Here is a 19,043-nt window from a genome sequence, read left to right as displayed (position 1 = left end):
AGATCCTCTATTCGCAGTCGACGAACACGACGTCGTACGCGATGGTCGCCGAGATTCCGGAGACGCTCACGGAGTAGGTGTTGCCGGCTTCAGGGTCCCAGCCGTTCGGCACGATGCGGATGGCGTTGGTGGAGCCGTAGCGCCCCTGGAGCGGCTCCACGTCGACGGCCAGCGGGGCTCCGCCGCTCGTGATCGTGACCTCGGCGTCCTCGAGCTCGATGTCCTCGCTCTGGATCGACCATCCGGTGTCGCTGAGTGAGCTCCAGCGGTCGCCGTACGCCTGCATCGGGAACACCCCGGGCGGTGGCCAGGCCGTCCACTCCTTGCCGGCGCGCCCCGTCCCTCCGATGTTCTGCATGCAGGAGGCGCCGCTCTTGCCGGTAGAGCCGAGGCCGATCGGGCCGAGATCGTTCGCGAGGATGATGCGCCGGTGGCCGAAGGTCGTCTCGTTCCCGGGGTCGATCAAATAGCCCAGGACGCTCGCGACGCCGGGGCCACTCGAGATATTGCTCGTCCTCGCGCCGTCCGCGCCTGCTTTCGAGTAGCACTTCCAGCTCTCCGGCGGCTCGTGCGAGAGCGAATTGTTCGCGTCCATCATGAGCGCGCAGGCCTGGGCCTGCACGTCGCGGGTGGGCTCGGTCACGACCGGGGGCAGGTCCGCCAGCCAGCGGTACAGGTTGAAGAGCCGGAGCGCGTTCGCTCGACCGTCGGCAGAGATGTCTCCCGGGTCGCACTCGGGATCCAGCGAGCCGCTCCACGTGCCCTCGCTCATGTCGGCGGTGTCGGCGTTGAAGCGCGCGCAGGTGCCTTCCGGCGAGCGATCGCCCGTCTCGGGTGTCGACCCACCCGAACCCCCGGATGTCGTGCCTGCCGATCCGCCGCCCCCTGCGCCCGTGCCGACCGCGGACGAACCGCCCGTGGAGCTGCCGCCAGTTCCTCCGGCGCTCGAGGCGTCCGAGCCTGAGCCCCCGACGCCGCTGCTCGCGGCTGTTCCACCCGTCCCGCCCGACCCGGAGGCTGGCGGTGAGCCGCCCGACGAACCTGACGTGCCAGGATCGGCATCTTCGCCGCTGCAGGACGCGACGGCCGCGACGAGGAGCGCCGTCGATGCAACGAGTTTGAAGCGAGGGAAAGCCGTCTTCATGGGGGAAGGAAATCCAAACGTCTCGGAAACGTCAAGCCCCATCGCGGGACCTGCCCCGGGTTGACTGAGCATTTTTACGCGGGCCGACTTCCTCCTGAAACGTGATGCTGGATCGACGGCTCGTCCATGCATCGAAGAGGCCGCGTCGACTCCAGAGGCTGCGGGGCGGCGGTTCTCTTCACCGCGGCTCCCGCCGACCGCGGGGGAGCCCGGCAAGAGATGTCACGGGGAGGGCGTGACATGTCACGGATCGAGCGTGACATGTCACGGAGCGAGCGCGACATGTCACGCCCGGCGGCGAGCCCCTCGACCGGCGCCGTCGCGTGAACGGGCCAGAATGCCCTCTTGCGTGTCCTGGCCCGAGGGTTGCTGATCAAACGCCCGGAACGCCCGGGTGCCTCGCCGCCACCGGCGAGGCACCGCGGAGAGCCCTGGCGGGAAGCGCCGGAGCGCTCCGCAGAACGCCGCAGCGCGGAAATGCAGTCTCGATCGGTGTGTGGAGCCTGCTCTTGAAGCGCTTGCTTTCTTGAAACTAGAACAAAGAGCCATCGAGGACCTATGTCGACCTATGTGCCTGGAAGACGACGGACTTTGCGAGCGCGCGAGCGGGGTGGCCAGCGGCTTGAAGCCCTGGTCGCGCTGAAGGTCATCACATTCTCTCTCCTCGGGTGCCTCGGCGAATCGCCGCGAGAGCCCGACGTGGACGGCGGCGAGCTCGACGAGGCCGCGCAGGGCCTCCGCGCCGACGACACGCGGATCCATGCGGCGTCCGAGGAGCCCATCGTGAGCGCGGGCGACGGACACGCCTGCGCCCTGAAGCCGAACGGCACGGTCGACTGCTGGGGGAGCAACATCCACGGCCAGGCCACCGACCCCGCGACGGACGACACCTATCTCCAGGTCAGCGCGGGCGCATGGCACACGTGTGGGGTGAGGACGAACGGCACGGTCCATTGCTGGGGTTACAACGCCGATGGGCAGGCCACGGATCCGCCTGTGCCCGGGCCCGAGCACCCCTGGGAGCCGCCGCCTCCCGCGGATACCTACACGCAGGTCAGCGCTGGCCGCTTTCATACCTGCGGCGTGAGGACGAACGGCTCGGTCCACTGCTGGGGGAGCAACACGAACGGCAGGGCCACGCCTCCAGCGACCGGCAACTACGTGCAGGTCAGCGCGGGTGGATGGCACACGTGCGGGGTAACGGAGTCCGGCACGGTCCACTGCTGGGGGAGCAACGCCCAGGGCCAGGCGGCGGATCCCCCGGTCAGCGACACCTACACCCAGCTCAGCGCGGGCAGCGCGCACACCTGTGGTGTGAGAAAGAACGGCACGATCCACTGCTGGGGGCGCAACGTGGAGCTCCAGGCGGCAGATCCCCCGCAGAGCGAGACCTATATCCAGGTCAGCGCGGGCGAAGTCCACACCTGCGGGACGAGGAGGGACGGCTCGGTGAACTGCTGGGGGAGCGACGACGACGGCGGCGGGACGGATCCGACGGGGAGCTTCTCCCAGATCAGCACGAACGGCAGAATCACCTGCGGTCTGAAGGTGAGCGGCGCAGTGGACTGCTGGGGGGACGATGAGGCTGACCCTGCCGCCGGCTCGATCTTCGGGCGCAGCACGGTCACGGTGGGCCTCCACCATTCCTGCGCGCTGACCCCTTCCGGCGCGGTGATCTGCTGGGGGAGCGACAACGTTCTCCAGTCCACGGAGCCGTCCGGTACCTACAAGCAGCTCAGCGCAGGCAACAGCCACACGTGCGGGCTTCGGTACAATGGCACGGTCCACTGCTGGGGCAGCAACAGCCACGGCCAGAGCTCGGATCCCGCGGGCACCTACAACCAGATCAGCGCAGGCAGCATTCACACCTGCGGTGTCAAGACGGACGGCACGGTCCACTGCTGGGGCGACAACGGCTCGGGCAAGGCGGACGATCCCTCGACCAGCGATACCTACACCCAGGTCAGCGCGGGTGACTTTCACACGTGCGGCGTGAGGACCAACGGCACGGTGCACTGCTGGGGGCGCAACGTCGAAGGCCAGGCCACCGACCCCACGTTCCTGGTCCGCTTCACCCAGGTCAGCGCGGGCTACATGCACACCTGCGGGCTGACGACCGAGGGCGCCGCGCACTGCTGGGGGAGCGACGGATCAAACCAATCCGACAGCCCCGACGGCCGCTTCGCTCACGTCACCGCGGGGTTGAACCACAGCTGCGGGCTGAGGACCGATGGCAGGGTCCAGTGCTGGGGGAGCAACAGCCTCGGACAGACCTCGGCTCCCGACGGCACCTTCGTCCAGATCGACACGAGGAGGAATCACACCTGCGGCGTGACGGAGAACGGCCTCGTGGCCTGCTGGGGCGACAAGGATGCGGAGAAAACCGCGCCGCCGTCGGAGAGCTTCTCTCAGATCAGCACGGGCACCGAGCATGGTTGCGGCGTGAACGCGAGCGGCTCGGCGAGGTGCTGGGGGGACCGGTCGGGGGGCCGGGCCCTGGAGCCTGCCGGCACCTTCACGCAGGCCAGCGCGGGCCAGGACCACACCTGCTGGCTGAGGTCGACCGGATCCGTGGATTGCTTCGGGGACAACGGCTATGGGCAGGTTACCAAGCCCGCCGGCAATTACATCCAGATCGACTCGGGGTCGTTTCACAACTGCGGTGTGAAGGCGGACGGCACAGTGAACTGCTGGGGGGACAACACCGCCAACAAAGCCACGGATCCGGCGAGCTCCCTCCATTTCCTCCAGGTCAGCACGGGCGGCGCACACAACTGCGGCGTGAAGACGGACCACAAGCTGCACTGCTGGGGATACAATGGAGAGGGTCAGTCCACGAGCCCCGCGGGTGACTTCGTCCAGGTCAGCGCGGGCGGCTTTCACAGCTGCGGTGTGAGGGAGGGAGGTGCGGTCGACTGCTGGGGGCTCAACGACCAGGGCCAGGCGACGGATCCCCCGTCCTCCGACACCTACACCCAGGTCGCCGCGGGCCACCTTCACACCTGCGGCGTGCGGACGAACGGCACGGTGCACTGCTGGGGATACAACGTGGACGGGCAGACCGACGATCCCGAAGGCACCTTCGTCAGCCTGAGCGCCGGTTACCTCCACACCTGCGGGATGAAGACCGACGGCCGGGTGCACTGCTGGGGGAAGTCCAGCGACGGCCGGCTCTGGCTCCCGCTCGCGTTCTGAGCACGAGCCGCTGCGCCAGCGGCGCACCGGGCGGCGTGCCGCTGGCGCTCGCGGCTCTCTCGCGTCTCTTCACTCCAAGCAAACAAGGTCCAGGATCTATGTTGATGCATGTGCCCACAGGGCTAATTTTTCCGAACTTGCGCGAGGGCGGCGGCCGGAGCCTCGGCCCCTGGCTCGCGCTGACGATGGTGACGATGCCCTTGCTCGGGTGTCTCGGCGAGGCGCCGAGGGATCCGGGCGCGGAGGGGAGCGAGCTCGCCACCGTCTCGCAAGGCGTCCGCGACGACGACGCGCCGACGAACTCCCTCGCCGACGACCCCATCGTGAGCGCGGGCGGCGGGCACGCCTGCGCGCTGAGGCCGGATGGCACCGTGGATTGCTGGGGCAGCAACGGTAACGGCCAGTCGGCGGATCCCGTGGGCACGTTCCTCCAGATCAGCGCAGGCACGGATCACACCTGCGGACTGAGGACGGATGGCACGGTGGATTGCTGGGGGAAGCTCGAATACGGGAAATCTACGGATCCCGAAGGCACGTTCCTCCAGATCAGCGCAGGCGACCTTCACAATTGCGGGGTGAGGACGGACGGTACGGTCCACTGCTGGGGGTGGAACGGCGAGGGCGGGATCGACGCGCCGGGCGGCACCTTCACCCAGGTCAGCGCGGGCTTCGCGTTCACCTGCGGGGTGATGTCGCACGGCGCGATCAAGTGCTGGGGGTTCAACAGCCACGGACAGACCGATGAGCCGCTGGGCACCTTCGTCCAGGTCAGCGCCGGCACATTTCACGCATGTGGGCTGAAGCCGGACGGCACGGTGGACTGCTGGGGGAAGAACGAGCACGGCGAGGCCGCGGATCCTGCAGGTAACTTCATCCAGATCAACGCGGGCTCCGGGCACACCTGCGGGGTGAGGACGAACGGCGCGGTCGACTGCTGGGGGGCGAACGAGACCGGCGAGGCCGCGGATCCCTCGGGCACGTTCACCCAGATCAGCACGAACTGGTTGAACACGTGCGGGCTGAAGTTGGACGGCTCCGTGGACTGCTGGGGCAGCGGGTCACAGGACCCGACCCCTGGGATCTTCGGGCGCGTCGCGGTCTCTGCGGGGGGCGAGCACACCTGCGGGCTGAGGGCGAACGGCACGGTGATCTGCTGGGGGAGCGACGTCCATGGCCAGTCCGCGGAGCCGATCGGCGCCTACCGGCAGATCAGCGCCGGCAGGAATCACACCTGTGGCGTGCTTCATTACGGCCCGGTCAGGTGCTGGGGCTTCAACAGCGTTGGCCAGGCCGCGGATCCCTCGGGCGGCTTCACCCAGGTCAGCGCGGGCGGGCTGCACACCTGCGGCGTCAGGACGAACGGCTCCGTGGACTGCTGGGGGCGCAACCTCGAAGGGCAGGCCGAGGACCAGAGCGGCAGCTTCACCCAGGTCAGCGCGGGCTACTATCACTCCTGCGGGCTGAGGGCCGATGGCTACGTGAATTGCTGGGGGCACAACGTCGAAGGGCAGGCCGCGGACCAGGGGGGCAACTTCACCCAGATAGGCGTGGGCATGTACCACAGCTGCGGGCTGAAGACCGACGGCTCGGTGCGGTGCTGGGGGCGCGACGCGGACAACCAGTCCTCGCCGCCGTCCGGCACCTTCACGCAGATCGCGGTTGGTGAGTACTACGGCTGCGCGCTCAGCGTGGACGGCACCGTGGCGTGCTGGGGGCGCGGCGACCTCGGCGAGACGTCGCCGCCCGACGCCACATTCCTCCAGATCAACGCGGGCGCCACGCACGCCTGCGGCCTGACGACGGAGGGCCTCGTGGCCTGCTGGGGAGCCAACCATTCGGAGAAGGCCGCGCCGCAGACGGACACGTTCACGCAAATCAGCGTGGGCCTCGACCACGGCTGCGGGAAGAAGACGGACGGCAAGAGTTACTGCTGGGGCCGCAACGATCACGGGCAGTCAGCGCCGACCCTCGGCTACCCCAGCTTCAGCGCGGGGAGCCTCCACACCTGCGGGCTGACGTGGGACAACCTCGTGTACTGCTGGGGCGACAACAGCGAGAACCAGGCGACGGATCCGCCCGGGGCCTATTCACAGGTGGATGCGGGCTCGTTTCACAACTGCGGCGTGAGAACGGACGGCAGCGTGCACTGCTGGGGCAGCAACGCCAGCGGCAAGGCCACGGACCCGTCGGGGACCTTCACCCAGGTCAGCGCGGGCGGCTCCCATACGTGCGGGGTGAGGACGGGCGGGGCGGTGGACTGCTGGGGATACGACGCCTTCGGCCAGGCCACGGACCCGTCGGGCACCTTCACGCAGGTCAGCGCGGGCTGGAACCACTCGTGCGGGCTGAGGGTCGACGGCACGGTCGACTGCTGGGGAAACAACGGCTCTGGCCAGGCCGCGGACCCGTCAGGGACCTTCACGCAGATCGGCGCGGGCAGGGATCACACCTGCGGATTGAAGACGGACGGCACGGTCGACTGCTGGGGGAACAACTGGTACGGCCAGTCCACGGATCCCGTCGGCACCTTCACGGCGATCAGCGTGGGCGCCGGCTTCAGCTGCGGGCTGAAGACGGATGGAACGGTGTACTGCTGGGGGGAGGACGACTACAACCAGCTCTGGCTGCCGCTGGCGCCTTAGAGCAGCGGTCACCCGCTTCGGATACGGGCCCACCTCGACGTTTTCGGTGCTCAGCGCACCGGACTGCGCTTGCGCGCCGAGAACGCCGATCTGGGCCCGTCTCGTGTGCGGGGACCGCCGCTCTGCACGTAGCAGAGGTGGGCGGAAACCGCTGTAGACCGAGCTCCTTCGCCGGCGCTGCACGCTCACGCAGCAGAGCGGCGGCGGCGGACCACCGCGCCGAGCCCTGCCACGAGCAATCCGGCGAGCGCGCCGCCGGGCAGCTGACCACTGGAGGTGGCGCTGAAGCTGCACCCACCGTCTTCCGACGCGCTGTCGCCGCCTGTCGTGGTCGGATCGCTGTCTCCGGAAGCGGTGCTTCCACTCGCGTTGCTCGTCGAGCTGCCCGTGGTGGCTCCGCCGGTGCCTTGCGCCGCGCCTCCGGTGGTCGCTCCGTTACTACCCGTGCTGCCGCTCGCGTCGCCACCCGTGCCTGACGTGGCGCCGTTTGCGCTGCCCCCTTCGCCACCTGCGCCGGAGGCGCTGCTCCCTCCGCCGGAGGCGCTGCCTCCTCCGCCCGACGCGTCGCTGCCTCCGGTTCCATCACCGCCGCCCGCGCCTTCTCCCGTGGGCGGAGGGTCCATATCCAGCCCGAAGAAGCGCACGGCGTCGGCCCACAAGCCTCGCCCGGAGAGATCGTGCGGGGCGCCTTGCGCGTAGTTCGACTCGAGGACGAGCGTTCCCGCGGCATTCGTGAAGGAGGCCCGATTCCAGGTATCCTGGGAACCCCTGAAGGTGCTCGTCTTGCTGTCGGAGTGGCTCAGACCCAAGACGTCCGACCACTGGCTGACCTCGGCAGCGAAGTTCGGCTCGTAGTTGAGGGTGGTGTCAGCCGTTCCGTGCCAGAGCTGAACCCGAGGCCGTGCGCCCGTGAAGTTCGGGCTCGCCTTGCGCACGATGTCACCCCACTGGGCAGCGGTCCTGTTGGCAGGGGTCGTCCAGCCATAGGCGTTGCCTCCCGTCCAGGCGCCAGCGGGAACACCAGCCAGCACCGAACCCCCGGCGAACACGTCGGGGTAGGCCGCGAGGAGCGCATTTGTCATGCAAGCGCCGGAGGACGCCCCCGCAGCGAAGACGCGGGTCGGATCGGCGTGGTGCTGTGTGATGGCGTACTGGACCATCTTGGTGATGGCCTCTCGCTCACCGCTGCGCGCGGGCGTCGCGTCAAAGCAGTTGCCGCCTGCCTGCGGCGTGATGATGAGGAAGCCGTGCTGATCGGCCAGACCCTGGAACCAGCCGTGAGCGTTTCCTGCGTTCCCGCTGCAGTAGTGCAGCGAGACCACGACCCCCGGCGAGGCGTCGACCTTGTCCGGGACGTAGAGGTCCATGGGCGTGTTCCCGCCGTAGTTGACCCGGGTCTGCCACGAAGCCGCCAGTGACGGCGAAATCGCGAGCAACACGGTTGCGAGGGAAGCGGCGGCGGGAGCGACGAATCGAAGGGTGGTGGTCATTGGCTACCTCGCTATCGCTATATCAATATCAATCGACGAGTAGAACAGAAATCGAGGCGCGTAGTCGAGGCAAGCCCGATCGCTGGGCGAGGAGGTGTGTCGTTTCGTAACAATCGGTGGGAGCGTGTCATTTCGTAACAGTCGGTGGAAGGAATGGAAGGGCCTGTCAGCGCCGCGGCCATCGCTGAAGATTCGGTCGTCGTCGCTCTGCTCCCCGCGGGTCGCGACCCGTCGGGTAGGAGCGGTCGCGACAGGACACGAAACGCCAAGCCATGGCAGCGCTGCCCGGCTGAGGCCGGCGCGGTGGAAAATTGCATGAGCCTCTGACCGTGACGTGGCATAGTGGGTGCGCTTCTTCCGCCCTGGCCTGCCATGTCGAGCCCCGACGAGACCACGATTGCCCCTGGGGATGTCCTCCTCGGCAAGTATCGCGTGGAGAGCGTCCTCGGACGGGGCGCCATGGGGCTCGTCGTCGCCGCGCGCCACCTCGCCCTCGACGAGCGCGTCGCGATCAAGGTGCTGTTGCCGAAGTACGTGCGGGATCCGGAGATCCTCCAGCGCTTTCTGAGGGAGGGGCGCGCCGCCGTGCGCGTCCGCAGCCAGCACGTCGTGCGCGTCGCCGACGTCGGCACGCTCGAGAGCGGCGCGCCGTACATGGTGATGGATCACCTCGAGGGGAGGGACCTCGCCGCCGTGCTCGCGGAGAGCGGGCGCCTCGCGGTGCCCGTGGCGGTCGAGCTGGTGCTCCAGGTCTGCGAGGCGCTCGCGGAGGCGCACGCGCAAGGCATCGTCCACCGGGACGTGAAGCCGAGCAACCTGTTCGTCACGCGGAACGCGGACGGCTCGCCGTGCGTCAAGGTGCTCGACTTCGGGATCTCGAAGATGACGCACGCGGAGGACCACGCGTTGACGCGGGTGGGGGGAGTGCTCGGCTCGCCCCTCTACATGTCCCCCGAGCAGCTCCGCTCCTCGAGCGACGTCGACGGCCGCGCGGACATCTATTCGCTGGGCGTCGTCCTCTTCGAGCTGCTCACGGGGCGAACGCCGTTCTTCGCGCACGAGCTCGCGCAGCTGGTCTATCTGGTCACGCAGGGCGAGCCGCAGCGGCCGCGCGCGCTCCGCCCGGACCTCCCGGAGCCGCTGGAGCACGTGATCCTCGCGGCGATCGCGCGCGATCGCGATCGCCGGTTCCCGACCGTCGCGGATCTCGCGCTCGCGCTGGTGCCGTTCGCTCCGCCGCACGCGCGCGCGGCGGCCGAGCGCCTCTTCGGCGCGCTGCGCGGCGCGCTGCCGGCCGGGGCGCTGCCGCCCGGCGCTTCTCGCACCGCCACGGCGGTCACCGCGGCCGGGGCGACCCTCCCCGCGTCGACCGTGCCCCTCGGCGGGGGAGCGCTCACCATCGCGCCGCTCGGCACGACGAACCGCAAGCCAGCGTCGCGCGAGAGGCGCGCCGCCGCGATCGGGCTCGGCCTTGTGCTCGCGAGCGGCGGCCTGCTCCTCTGGCGCCTGTCGGACCGAGCCCCGCGCGACATCGAGCGCGAGACGGCGTCGCCGGCGGGCCCCGAGGGCGCGGTCCCGGAGCCGCGCCCCGCGCAGCCGAGCGCCGCGCCCGAGCCGCGCCCCGCGCAGCCGAGCGCCGCGCCGGACGCGGCCGTCGAGCCGGCCACCAGCGCCGTGCCGCCGTCCGGCGCCGCTCCCGGCGCGTCGGCCGAGGGGCCGCCGCCCGAGGCGCGCGCCGCCGCCTCGGGCGCCCCCGCCGCGCAGAAGCCAGCGAGGCCGGGCGGCTCGGCGCAGCCGGCGAAGCGCGGCGCGCCGCAGGGGAAGCGGCCCTCCAGCACGGACCCGTTCTCGCGCGATGTCTTCTGATTCCGACGCAGAGGGCTCCTGGGGCTCGCGTCCGCCATCGCACACAGTGCGGTAATCGTTGCCGTTTCCCGTCGAGCCCTCCGAGGGCCCCTCTCTCCCTCCGCCCTTTCCCGCGCCTTTTCCCCCGGGGTCGGGGGAGAGCTCAGGGATCGCCACGTCCAGCGGGGCGAGCTCCCCGAGGCCGAGCTCCGAGAACGTGCGCGCAGCACGCTTGTACCGCTGGATCATAACGGAATTCGTATGCCCCGTGCGATCCCCAATCCATGTCTCCGAACGGCCGTTGGCCAGATTCACAGTCACGAAGACACCGCGGAGATCGTGCACGCGGATCGGCTGTCGCACGTCGCTGCGTTCGAAGAGCTCCGCCCGGTCGACACCGGCGAGCTTCAGGTGAGCGCGGAACCGTTCGGCCACGTGCTCCACGTTCACGTGCGCGCCGCGATGATCCAGGAAGAGGCGCGCCTCCGCCGGCGGGTCGCCTCGCAGGGAGCGCCACGCCTTCAGCGCCCGCACCACGTCAGCCCCGAGGCTCCACGCGCGTGGCACCGCTGTCTTATTTGTGTCGAGGCGCACAGCGCCGCGATCGAGATCCACATCGGCGAAGGTGAGCCCCGCGGCCTCGCTCGCCCGCATCCCCTCGCGAGCGAGGAACCCGTAGAAGACCCTGAACGGTAGAGGAACGGTCGTGCACGCCAGCAGGCGCGCATCCTCGTCCGGATACAGGTAGGTGAGCGCCTTCCCCGTGGCCAGCTTCGGGAGGAAGCCCCGAGGGAGCGGGCTCGCGGTGATGAGCCGCGCCGGGAAGACCGCGAGGGAGAGCACGCGCACCATCAGCTGTGCCACATGTCTCCGGGTGTTCGTTGCTAGGCCGCGCGGCAGCGCGCGCATGACGCGCTCCGCGTCGTCCAGCGAGAAGGCGCCGAGTGCCACCTTCCCCGCGAGGGGGTAGACGTGGCGCTCCAAGCGGCTGACGTCGTTGTCGACGGACCGCTTCTTCTTCACGTGGTCGGGGTAGCGCTTCGCCAGCTCCCCCGAGGTCCAGAGCGTGGCGAAGGCCTGGAACGACATCGAGGGCGACGGGAAGAGCCCTGCCGGGCCCACCGCGGGGAGATCCCCGGGGTGAGCTCGGCAGACCCTGTCGACGGCCTCCACGACCGCCGTGAGCGCTTTCCCGTCGCGCTGTGCGGCACGCTCGAGGAGCCCCAGCGCGATGTCGGGGGCGACGTGCGGCGCGGCCCGCAGCTGCGAGGCGAGCCCCGCCAGCACGTCTTTGCGCGCGACGGCCTGCTCCTCGATGGTGCACGTGGGGAGCGGGATGTTCGGGCGCAGCTTCTCCCCGAGCTTCACCCTCGCGTACCACCGCCCGGCGCTGAAGTAGACATTGCCCGTCGCGCGCCTCGGCATGGGTTAGTTGCTCCTCGGGGCGGAGCGCCTCGACGTGCGCTCCCGCACGAGCGCGATCGCGGCCGAGTCTTCACCGGCCTCGAGCAGAGCATCGAGCTCCGGCCAGCAGGGCGCGCGGCGCCTCAGCGGGTGCGTGGTGACGTCCGCGCTACCCATGAGCGCCTCCTCTCCTCGCGGCGAGGTACGGCGCGATCGGGATGACCTGCGCCGGCGCCCGACCGTGGACGAGCGCGGGGGGAAACCCGCCGCCCACGTGGACGCAGCGGAGATCGCGGCCCTCCTCGTGAGCCCGGAGGAGGGCGAAGTTCGCGCGCAGGAGGGCCGACGCGATGAAATCGAGCGCGGCGGCCTCGGGTGTGCCCCGGCGGCTATTGGCGAGGAGGCACGCCCGCCGGGCGAGCGCCTTCGCCTGCTTGAGCGCGTCGCGCTGGGCCCGCGTGGGCGCTTTCTCCTTGTTGATGGCGCCATTGACCGTCGAGCGATTGAGCCGCGGCGGCGACGTGCGCGCGGGACGGGGCGCCTTACCGGGCGATGCCTGGCAAGGCTGGCCGGCGGTGCGCTTCGAGGCTGCCCGCCGGGTCTTGCTGTTCTTCGTCGTCTTCTTGGCGCCGTGGGGGCGGTTTGCTACGTGGTCCATCGGATCATCTCCTGGTCCTACAGGGGGTCGATCAAGGGCTCGGTCGGCGGTCGCACGCCTTCCGGGCCCGCTCTTCTTCGTGCGGACTACTTCTTCGCCGGCTTGCGGGCCGCGGTGGGCTTCTCCTTCGACGGCGAGGGCTTCGCGGCCTCGATCGCGTCGGGTTGGTCGTCAGGATCGGGGTGCTCCTCGGAGCCGCGCACCGCGATCCCCTGTTCACGGCAGAGCCGCGCGACAGCGATCCGCACCGCGGCGGCATCCGAACGCGCGCCGAGCTTTGGGCGTAGTTTGCGCACCGCCTCGCGGAGCTCGTCGCTCATCGGGATGTTGAACTTAGGCGCCACAATGTAGAATATGGCGCAACGTTGCGCCACGGTCAACCCAGATACGCCTCGGGCGGGGCGATCGAAGGGAGCAACGTGGGGTAGGCCCCATAACGCGCCGCATCCTTGACGCCAGCGCTGGGCGCTTGCTCTGCTATCCAGCACTCCTTACCTCCCGCTCGTGTCCCCGAGAGTGGCTAAATCCAAACGGCTACTGCACCATCAAACCATGACAACCACGAACCACGACCAGAAGAACCCGTGTCTATACTGCGGAGATGCCGAACGCCCCAAAACGGACGAACACGTGCTGCAGCGCGCGTTTGGAACAAGCCTTGTCCTAGAAGGCGATGTGTGCGGCCGCTGTAACAGCGTGGTCTTTTCTCCGCTGGATACCGAGCTGGTAGGCTTCGTCCGTGGCTTCACGCACAGTGGTCATCCGGATGTACTACAGCATCGACACTTTTTGAACATGGGTCACTCTGCGTCTTTCGATGAGTCTAGTGGAGCGTGGATCAGTGTTCGCAGGGACATGAAGAGAGGGCAAATTGTTCCGCTTAGCCAGATCGTCATGGTTACAGAGAACGCCGCAATAGTAACTCCAGAAGAGCGCGTGGTGCACCAAGTCAGGAAAGAGATGGAGCGGTCAAATGCGCTTAAGATCGAAAGGTTAATCTGGCGCCCTGGTGAAGGAAAACCACGTGCACAGGTGTCCATAATCCGAAGCGGCGCAAACAAGTACCTCGTTCGAGCATCGAGCGAATATGAGGCGGACGCCGTCATCGACGCGATCCACAGCGGACGCCTGTTTGACGGCATCTCAATCACATGCATTTATGACCCATTCAAGGACAGGGATACCAATGTTGTCCTCATTGCCGAAGGTAACGAGCAAGATGTCTCAAGGGCAGTTGTAAAATCGGCCATTAATTTTGTGTGCGCAGCTGCATCTCCTGCGTTGGCGCGCGATCCTGTCTTTTCTGACGCGAGACAATTTGCTCTAACTGGAAGCCCTTACGAATGTGCACGGCTCGTCAGGTTTGCGATGGACGATCGCGACGCCCCTGAGGAAATTCGAGCGGCACGTCTCTCGTTCTGTCGTCCTGGTTTCCATACCATGATTTTTGCCGAATCAATGGGTAATCCGTCGGTACTGATCAACCTATACGGACAGCCATTTGCTACTGTCCGCTTGGTCTGCTCGTCGCTACATAGGCAGCTTCTTGGTGGGCAAATATTCGCTTGTCTGTTCGATTACAAAGCCGGTACCCATCGGCTCCTGTCGAATCAAGATGGGAGCCTTCATCGTGAATTTGGGTAATCTTGGCGTCTTTCCCGTCGCCCTCCGAGCGAGCCTGTGCCTTCATGGTCGCCGGCATCGCCCGATCTATCGCCGCATCGGGCCGGGTTGACGTCGCGGCGCGCCAGGGGCGCTGCATCCCGAGCGCGGCGCCGGCGAGCTGCACACGGCGAGGGCGACGAGGGGAGCGCGGCACCGCTGCCCGCCTCGTGCACCTCGACGTGGAGCGAACCGAGGACGCGTAGACGCGGCCATGGCCAGAGACGAGCCTGCGAGGCATGGCTCTTACCTCTCCGCCTCATCCTGGCTTTGACGCCGAGGTCCCGAGCGTGCTGCAGCCGCTCCAACGGCGCGCCGTCGCGGTCGATGTGGACTGGACGGCCTCTCGGATGTCGGCGCGGGTCTGCTGCTCGCCGGCATGGCGGCGCCCGGCCGGGCGTCGAGGCGATGACCTCGGAGCCTCGCCCGAGCGTCGCGAGCATCGAAGCGCCGACGCTGCCCGCGCTCGATCTCTGGCTTGCCCTCGCTGTCTTCGCTCTGCGCCGGCAGGCGCGCTACCCACGCACGGATCAAACCGCGGCATCTGGCATGCAGGCGGCGCCGGTGCGCCCGTCCTCCGAGCGCAACGAGGGGCGAGGGCGGCGAGCTGCGCCTCGTGCTCGACAGCGCGGCGCCGGCGAGCTCGGCGGTGCAGGTTCGCGTGCTTGATGTCGCGGCGCTCGCGGCGAGGACGACGACGCGCGACCCGTAGAGGCCTTTCCGGGCGGCGGCGAGATGCGGCCGCATCTACGCGGCCGCGTGGTCGGCCGGCCTGGCGCGACGCGCAGGCGACCCGCCCGACACCGCTTACGGACGCCACAGATTTTTTCTCACGAAATCGAAACCCGCCGGCGAGAAGCCCTGGTAGCCTTCCGCGCGCTGCTCGGCAGGCTGCCCGCCGGCGGCGCCGTCGAGGCGATCGCGCGGCGAAGGTCGTCGCTCGGGCGCGATCTCCCGCTTGACATGTCGGCGCCACCTCGCGCGCGTGCGCGCGTGCCACAGGTCGACCCGCCGGGCCAAGAAAGCGGACGACGTCAGCGGGCGGGCGCTGGTAGCCTGCCGGCCATGCCGATCACCCCTCCCGACCCCGGATTCGTAGGCAGGTTCCTCCAGTTCCTCGCCCTCTTCGGCCTGGGGGCCGCCCTTTCTTGGCCCTCCTGGAGGCGCCGCGTACCGTCGGCGCCGTGCCTGCCGCATCGCCCGCCGAAGCCCTGACAGCGTCGCGCGCCGCGCCCTCGCGCGCGCCTGCCCTCGAGCGAGCTCTCCCTCACCCCCAAGCCCCGACGGCGCGGTGATCCCGGCGCTGTGGAGCCTCTCCGTCCTCGTGACGGTGCTCGCCTGGATCGTCGCGCGGCATCGCCCCGAGCACCGCCCGATCGCGTGGCTGCTGGCCTACGGCCTCGTGACGGACGCCGTGCGGGAGCTCATCGGCGCGCAGGTGCTCCGCCCCGCTCGCGTCGAGCTCGCCGGCGCACCGTTCACGGGGTGGGTCCGCGCCGCGTTCCACCTCGAGTCAGCCCTCTTCGTCGGCTGGATGGCCGGGGTGGCGGCGCTCGCCGTGTGGATCTTCGGCCGGCGGCGAACGTGGGGTGTGCTCATCGCGTGGGTGGTCGCCGTGGCCGTTCTCGCCATCGGGTATCCGGCGCTCCGCGGCGCGATGCTCGCGAAGGTCTACACCGCGTGTGAGCTCGCCGCGCTCTGCGTGTCGGTCGGGTGCCTCCTTCGATGGTACTTCGGACGCGAGCCCGCGCAGTCTCACCACTTCATCAGCGGCCTTATCGTCATTGCTGAGCTGACGATGCTCGCCGGCCCGTTTCGGGTGGGCATCTTCGGAGCGTGGGATCTCGCGCGCTCGATCCTCTTCGCGCTTTACCTCGCCCTCACTCCAACACAGGGAGTCCTTGCATGGCGCCGGACTTCGTAGCGCTCACGCTCTGGCACTTCGTCTTCTTCGCGATCGCGGTCGTCTACCGCAAGCAACGCGAGCTCGCGGCGAAGCGGCTCACCGCGAAGGAGCTCCTCGGGCAGGTGAGACTCGTGCACGCCGCCATCGCCAGCGGCCTTCGCGGTACCCACGCGACACGCGAGGACGTCAAGGATCTCTCGCAAGACGTGTTTCTCGCTGCATGGGAGGCCAGCGAGGCGGGGCGCTACCGCCCGGATCCGAGCATGGAGCCCGCGCGGGCGCTGGCTGTCTGGATGCGGACGCTGGCCTATCACCGCGTGCGTCATCACAGGGCGTCGGCCCGCGTGCGACTCGAGGAGAACGTTGCCGAGCCGCCGCGCGCGGCGCACGAGACGCCGAACGCTGATGAGGCGCTCGAGCGCGAGGAGATGCGCCTTGCCTTCCTCGAGGCGCTGCACCAGCTGCCCGAGCACGAGGGTGACGTGATCATCGCCCACGACATCTTCGAGACGCCGATGGAGGATGTTGCCGAGCAACAAGACGCGCCGGTCAGCACCGCCTACAAGTGGCGCGCTCGCGGGATCGCGGCGCTGACACGTGCGCTCCGCCCGCGGCGAGGGTGAAGACCGCCGCTGCGTCGTGGTAGCTTCGCCGCATGATCCTCCCGCCCCAGGACGCGGACGTCATCGACCCGCCCAACCCCGGCGTGACCGCAAGCATCGAACCGCCGGATCCCGGCGTCGCTTGGATCGTCGATCCGCCGAACCCCAACGTCGCCAGCATCGAGCCGCCGGACCCGCTCGCCCACGCGCTCGGGCTCGTCCTGGCGATCGCGGTCGCGGTCCTGCGCCGGTGACATCGGCGCTCAGCTCGTCATGTGGCGGCAGGCTTCGCACGGGCGGCCGTCGCTCCCGACCGTGAGCATCTGCACGCCGTCGGGCAACAGCGCCACGACGCGCGGAACGCGTCAGCTCGCGCGGCGACCGAGCCCGGGGGCGATGACACCGCCGATGCGAGGCAGGTAGTCGCCCATGATGTCGGTCATGCTGCGGGGAACGGGAGGGGGCTCGTCGAGCGTCTGCTGCTCTGCGGCGCGCTGCGTGCGGATGGCCTTGTTCTCTGCGGCGGCGCGATCTCGCCCGATGCGCTCGACCTCCCCGACCAGCTCTGCCCCGCTGCGCGCGCTCAAGCAGAGATCGATCACCTCGTCGTGTGAGACGCGCGCCCATCCGCTGTAGTGCCGATCCGGAAGGAGCGAGTTCCAGAGCTCCGCGGCGTGCTTCTGCGCGTCTCGCTCCGCCGGCGGCTTGGCCAGATACCGCGCGTGCAGGATGTGCACTTGCAGGGCCAGTCCATCGATCGGCTTCGCCTCGACACCAAGCTTCGAGGCCTCGACAGCGGCCGAGCGCTGCGAGGCGAGGGCGGTGGCGGCGCGGGCCCGGTGCTTGTCCGCGATCGCCTCCGCGGCGGCGATGACGGCGAGGTCGCCGGCGATCTCCTCCCGGAAGGCAGCGACCGAGACGCGCCTCGCGAGCTCGGCGCGGGCCTGCTCCTCGCGAGTGGCACGGGCGGCGGTGAGCTCGGGGGCGAGCTCGGGGGCGAGCGTCACGAGCTCGGCCTCGATGCGCCCCAGCTCCCCGGGAAGCACCTCGATCTCGGCCGTCGCCCTGGCGAGGGTGGCGCGCGCCTCCGCTTCGGTGCGCTCGAACGTCGCGACGACGTGGGAGATCGCCTCCGCGGGGTTCGATCGGGCCAGGGTGGCGCGGGCGCTGTCGACCGCCCGGCGGATCTCTGGCGCGCGCGCGTGCGCCTCCGCGCGGGCCTTCTCCAGGCGAGCGCGGGACATGTCGCGCTCCGCGGCGTCGAGGGCGGCGCGGGCTTCCTCGAGGCGCTTGGCGGCGCGATCGGCGCGGAGCGCGGCGAGGTCCCGGGCTTCTCGGGCGCGGAGGACCTTGGCGCCGTTCTCGTCCGTCGCGTCGATGTCGTACGCCTGCTCTTCGGCGGCGAGGGCGGCGGCCGCATCGTCGCGCCGGCGGGTCGCCTCGGTGTGCTCTCGCTCGGCCGCGCCGAACGCGGTGCGGAGCTGCTCGACGTGCTGGTGAGGCTCGAGCGATGCATCGCGCGAACCGGAGAGCCACGAAGCCAGGATGTCTCGGAGTCCCATGGTCACACCGTCCTTCCTCGCCGGCCCTGAGCGGCCAGCGCCTTGCGCGCGTCCTCGGCGGTCAGCACGCCGAACACGACCTTGTTCCCCTCGCGCCGGATGGCCTGCGTCGGCTTGGCGAGGCCCATGCGCTCGTCCATCGCGCGCTTCTCCTCGGGCGGGAGGAGGCTCGCGCGGACGTCGTTCTTCGCGGGGCCCTTCGGCCAGGTCTTCACGGCGTCGCGGACCGAGGCGATCGGCGCCTTCTGAAGGGTCGCCAGCACCTCGGGCGAGAAGTCTGGCCGGGTCGACAGCAGGTGCGCGCGCTCCGCGCGATCGTCGAGCGTGGTGATCTTCCTGTCGAGGCTGTCCACCTTGGTGGCGAGGGCGCGGACACGGTCGCTGACCGCAGCCTGCGGCGCGGCCGCACGGTTCCCCGTCCGGGCGGCGGGCTTCGTGGGCGCGGAGCTCCCGCGCGTGGCGACGGGGCGCGGCGAGCGCACACGGCGCGCGCTCCGCGTCGCGGATGCCGCCGGGCGTGACGTGGCTGCCTTGCGGGGCGCAAAGACTCCCTCGCCGGCGATGAACTGCCGATATGCCGTGTCGTCCGTGTGATGACCAGTGAACGTATTTTTTGACATGCTCTCACGCGCCCTCGGGCGCGCCTCCTGCATTGTTGTTCGCGCTGAAGCGCGGAGCGGACGAGATCGCGGCCACCGCCAGCTCGTTCCGCTGCTCCTGCTCCAGGACGTCGAGCCCCCTGGAGAGCGCCTCGCGGGTGACCGCGCTGAACGAGCGGATCCGCTTCCCCGCGACTCGGCGCTGGTTGACGCGATTCTCGAGCTCGTCGTCGAGGAACACCGTGACACCGCGCTTGCTCATATGTCCGGAGTGTGAGAGACACGCGAGATACGTTCAAGTGGTGTGCGCGATATGATGTGAAAAGACGTTGTC

16 protein-coding genes and 1 pseudogene are annotated in these 19,043 nt (G+C 69.3%); 8 read left to right on the top strand and 9 right to left on the bottom strand.

Going from position 1 to position 19,043, the window contains the following annotated elements; all coding sequences use genetic code 11:
• Nucleotides 1-7: 7 nt before the first annotated feature.
• Nucleotides 8-1,144: a CAP domain-containing protein gene (locus WMF44_RS22785; protein ID WP_437301214.1), complete on the bottom strand. Its 1,137-nt coding sequence runs from the start codon at nt 1,142-1,144 to the stop codon at nt 8-10.
• 591 nt (nt 1,145-1,735) lie between these two features.
• Here WMF44_RS22785 and WMF44_RS22780 point away from each other — a divergent pair.
• Both WMF44_RS22780 and WMF44_RS22775 read left to right on the top strand, forming a co-directional pair.
• Complete coding sequence (locus tag WMF44_RS22780) at nt 1,736-4,339, top strand: RTX toxin (protein ID WP_437301213.1); 2,604 nt, start codon at nt 1,736-1,738, stop codon at nt 4,337-4,339.
• Nucleotides 4,340-4,443: 104 nt separating this feature from the next.
• The gene (locus WMF44_RS22775) at nt 4,444-6,981 is read left to right on the top strand and encodes an RCC1 domain-containing protein (protein ID WP_437301212.1); all 2,538 of its coding nucleotides are present in this window, start codon (nt 4,444-4,446) and stop codon (nt 6,979-6,981) included.
• A gap of 185 nt (nt 6,982-7,166) precedes the next feature.
• Here the strand turns inward: WMF44_RS22775 and WMF44_RS22770 are convergent, their stop codons facing one another.
• Complete coding sequence (locus tag WMF44_RS22770) at nt 7,167-8,420, bottom strand: extracellular catalytic domain type 1 short-chain-length polyhydroxyalkanoate depolymerase (RefSeq protein ID WP_437301211.1); 1,254 nt, start codon at nt 8,418-8,420, stop codon at nt 7,167-7,169.
• Between the two features lie 423 nt (nt 8,421-8,843).
• On the opposite strand from WMF44_RS22770, the gene WMF44_RS22765 reads away from it, so the two are divergent.
• Nucleotides 8,844-10,337: a protein kinase domain-containing protein gene (locus WMF44_RS22765; protein WP_437301210.1), complete on the top strand. Its 1,494-nt coding sequence runs from the start codon at nt 8,844-8,846 to the stop codon at nt 10,335-10,337.
• Nucleotides 10,338-10,598: 261 nt separating this feature from the next.
• Here the strand turns inward: WMF44_RS22765 and WMF44_RS22760 are convergent.
• Nucleotides 10,599-11,168 (bottom strand): annotated as a pseudogene (locus tag WMF44_RS22760) (tyrosine-type recombinase/integrase); the annotation flags it as partial.
• A 379-nt stretch (nt 11,169-11,547) separates the two neighbouring features.
• On the opposite strand from WMF44_RS22760, the gene WMF44_RS22755 reads away from it, so the two are divergent.
• The gene (locus WMF44_RS22755; RefSeq protein WP_437301209.1) at nt 11,548-11,715 is read left to right on the top strand and encodes a hypothetical protein; all 168 of its coding nucleotides are present in this window, start codon (nt 11,548-11,550) and stop codon (nt 11,713-11,715) included.
• A 29-nt stretch (nt 11,716-11,744) separates the two neighbouring features.
• On the opposite strand, the gene WMF44_RS22750 is transcribed toward WMF44_RS22755, so the two are convergent.
• From WMF44_RS22750 to WMF44_RS22740, 3 genes are all read right to left on the bottom strand, one after another.
• Nucleotides 11,745-11,897 carry a hypothetical protein gene (locus WMF44_RS22750; protein ID WP_437301208.1) on the bottom strand — a complete coding sequence of 51 codons (153 nt, stop codon included), beginning with the start codon at nt 11,895-11,897 and terminating at the stop codon, nt 11,745-11,747.
• On the bottom strand, nt 11,890-12,378 hold the full coding sequence (locus tag WMF44_RS22745; RefSeq protein ID WP_437301207.1) for a hypothetical protein: 489 nt from the start codon (nt 12,376-12,378) through the stop codon (nt 11,890-11,892). Before WMF44_RS22745 ends, WMF44_RS22750 begins: the two co-directional genes overlap by 8 nt.
• A gap of 86 nt (nt 12,379-12,464) precedes the next feature.
• Complete coding sequence (locus WMF44_RS22740; RefSeq protein WP_437301206.1) at nt 12,465-12,698, bottom strand: hypothetical protein; 234 nt, start codon at nt 12,696-12,698, stop codon at nt 12,465-12,467.
• A 232-nt stretch (nt 12,699-12,930) separates the two neighbouring features.
• On the opposite strand from WMF44_RS22740, the gene WMF44_RS22735 reads away from it, so the two are divergent.
• The 4 genes from WMF44_RS22735 to WMF44_RS22720 all read left to right on the top strand — a co-directional run bounded on the left by WMF44_RS22735 (nt 12,931) and on the right by WMF44_RS22720 (nt 16,802).
• The gene (locus tag WMF44_RS22735) at nt 12,931-14,022 is read left to right on the top strand and encodes a hypothetical protein (RefSeq protein WP_437301205.1); all 1,092 of its coding nucleotides are present in this window, start codon (nt 12,931-12,933) and stop codon (nt 14,020-14,022) included.
• 1,309 nt (nt 14,023-15,331) lie between these two features.
• Nucleotides 15,332-15,964: a hypothetical protein gene (locus WMF44_RS22730; protein WP_437301204.1), complete on the top strand. Its 633-nt coding sequence runs from the start codon at nt 15,332-15,334 to the stop codon at nt 15,962-15,964.
• Complete coding sequence (locus WMF44_RS22725) at nt 15,946-16,569, top strand: RNA polymerase sigma factor (RefSeq protein WP_437301203.1); 624 nt, start codon at nt 15,946-15,948, stop codon at nt 16,567-16,569. Before WMF44_RS22730 ends, WMF44_RS22725 begins: the two co-directional genes overlap by 19 nt.
• A 32-nt stretch (nt 16,570-16,601) precedes the next feature.
• A complete protein-coding gene (locus WMF44_RS22720; protein ID WP_437301202.1) occupies nt 16,602-16,802 on the top strand; it encodes a hypothetical protein in 201 nt (66 codons plus the stop codon).
• Nucleotides 16,803-16,913: 111 nt separating this feature from the next.
• On the opposite strand, the gene WMF44_RS22715 is transcribed toward WMF44_RS22720, so the two are convergent.
• The 3 genes from WMF44_RS22715 to WMF44_RS22705 form a co-directional block, all read right to left on the bottom strand.
• Complete coding sequence (locus tag WMF44_RS22715; protein WP_437301201.1) at nt 16,914-18,110, bottom strand: hypothetical protein; 1,197 nt, start codon at nt 18,108-18,110, stop codon at nt 16,914-16,916.
• A gap of 2 nt (nt 18,111-18,112) precedes the next feature.
• On the bottom strand, nt 18,113-18,592 hold the full coding sequence (locus WMF44_RS22710; RefSeq protein ID WP_437301200.1) for a hypothetical protein: 480 nt from the start codon (nt 18,590-18,592) through the stop codon (nt 18,113-18,115).
• A gap of 142 nt (nt 18,593-18,734) precedes the next feature.
• A complete protein-coding gene (locus WMF44_RS22705; RefSeq protein ID WP_437301199.1) occupies nt 18,735-18,971 on the bottom strand; it encodes a hypothetical protein in 237 nt (78 codons plus the stop codon).
• Between the last annotated feature and the right edge of the window lie 72 nt (nt 18,972-19,043).

The sequence above is a fragment of the Sorangium sp. So ce426 genome (assembly GCF_051475585.1).
GTDB lineage: Bacteria > Myxococcota_A > Polyangia > Polyangiales > Polyangiaceae > Sorangium > Sorangium cellulosum_B.
The sequence above is the reverse complement of the archived record's forward strand: the minus strand, read 5'-3'. Positions and strand labels throughout refer to the sequence as shown.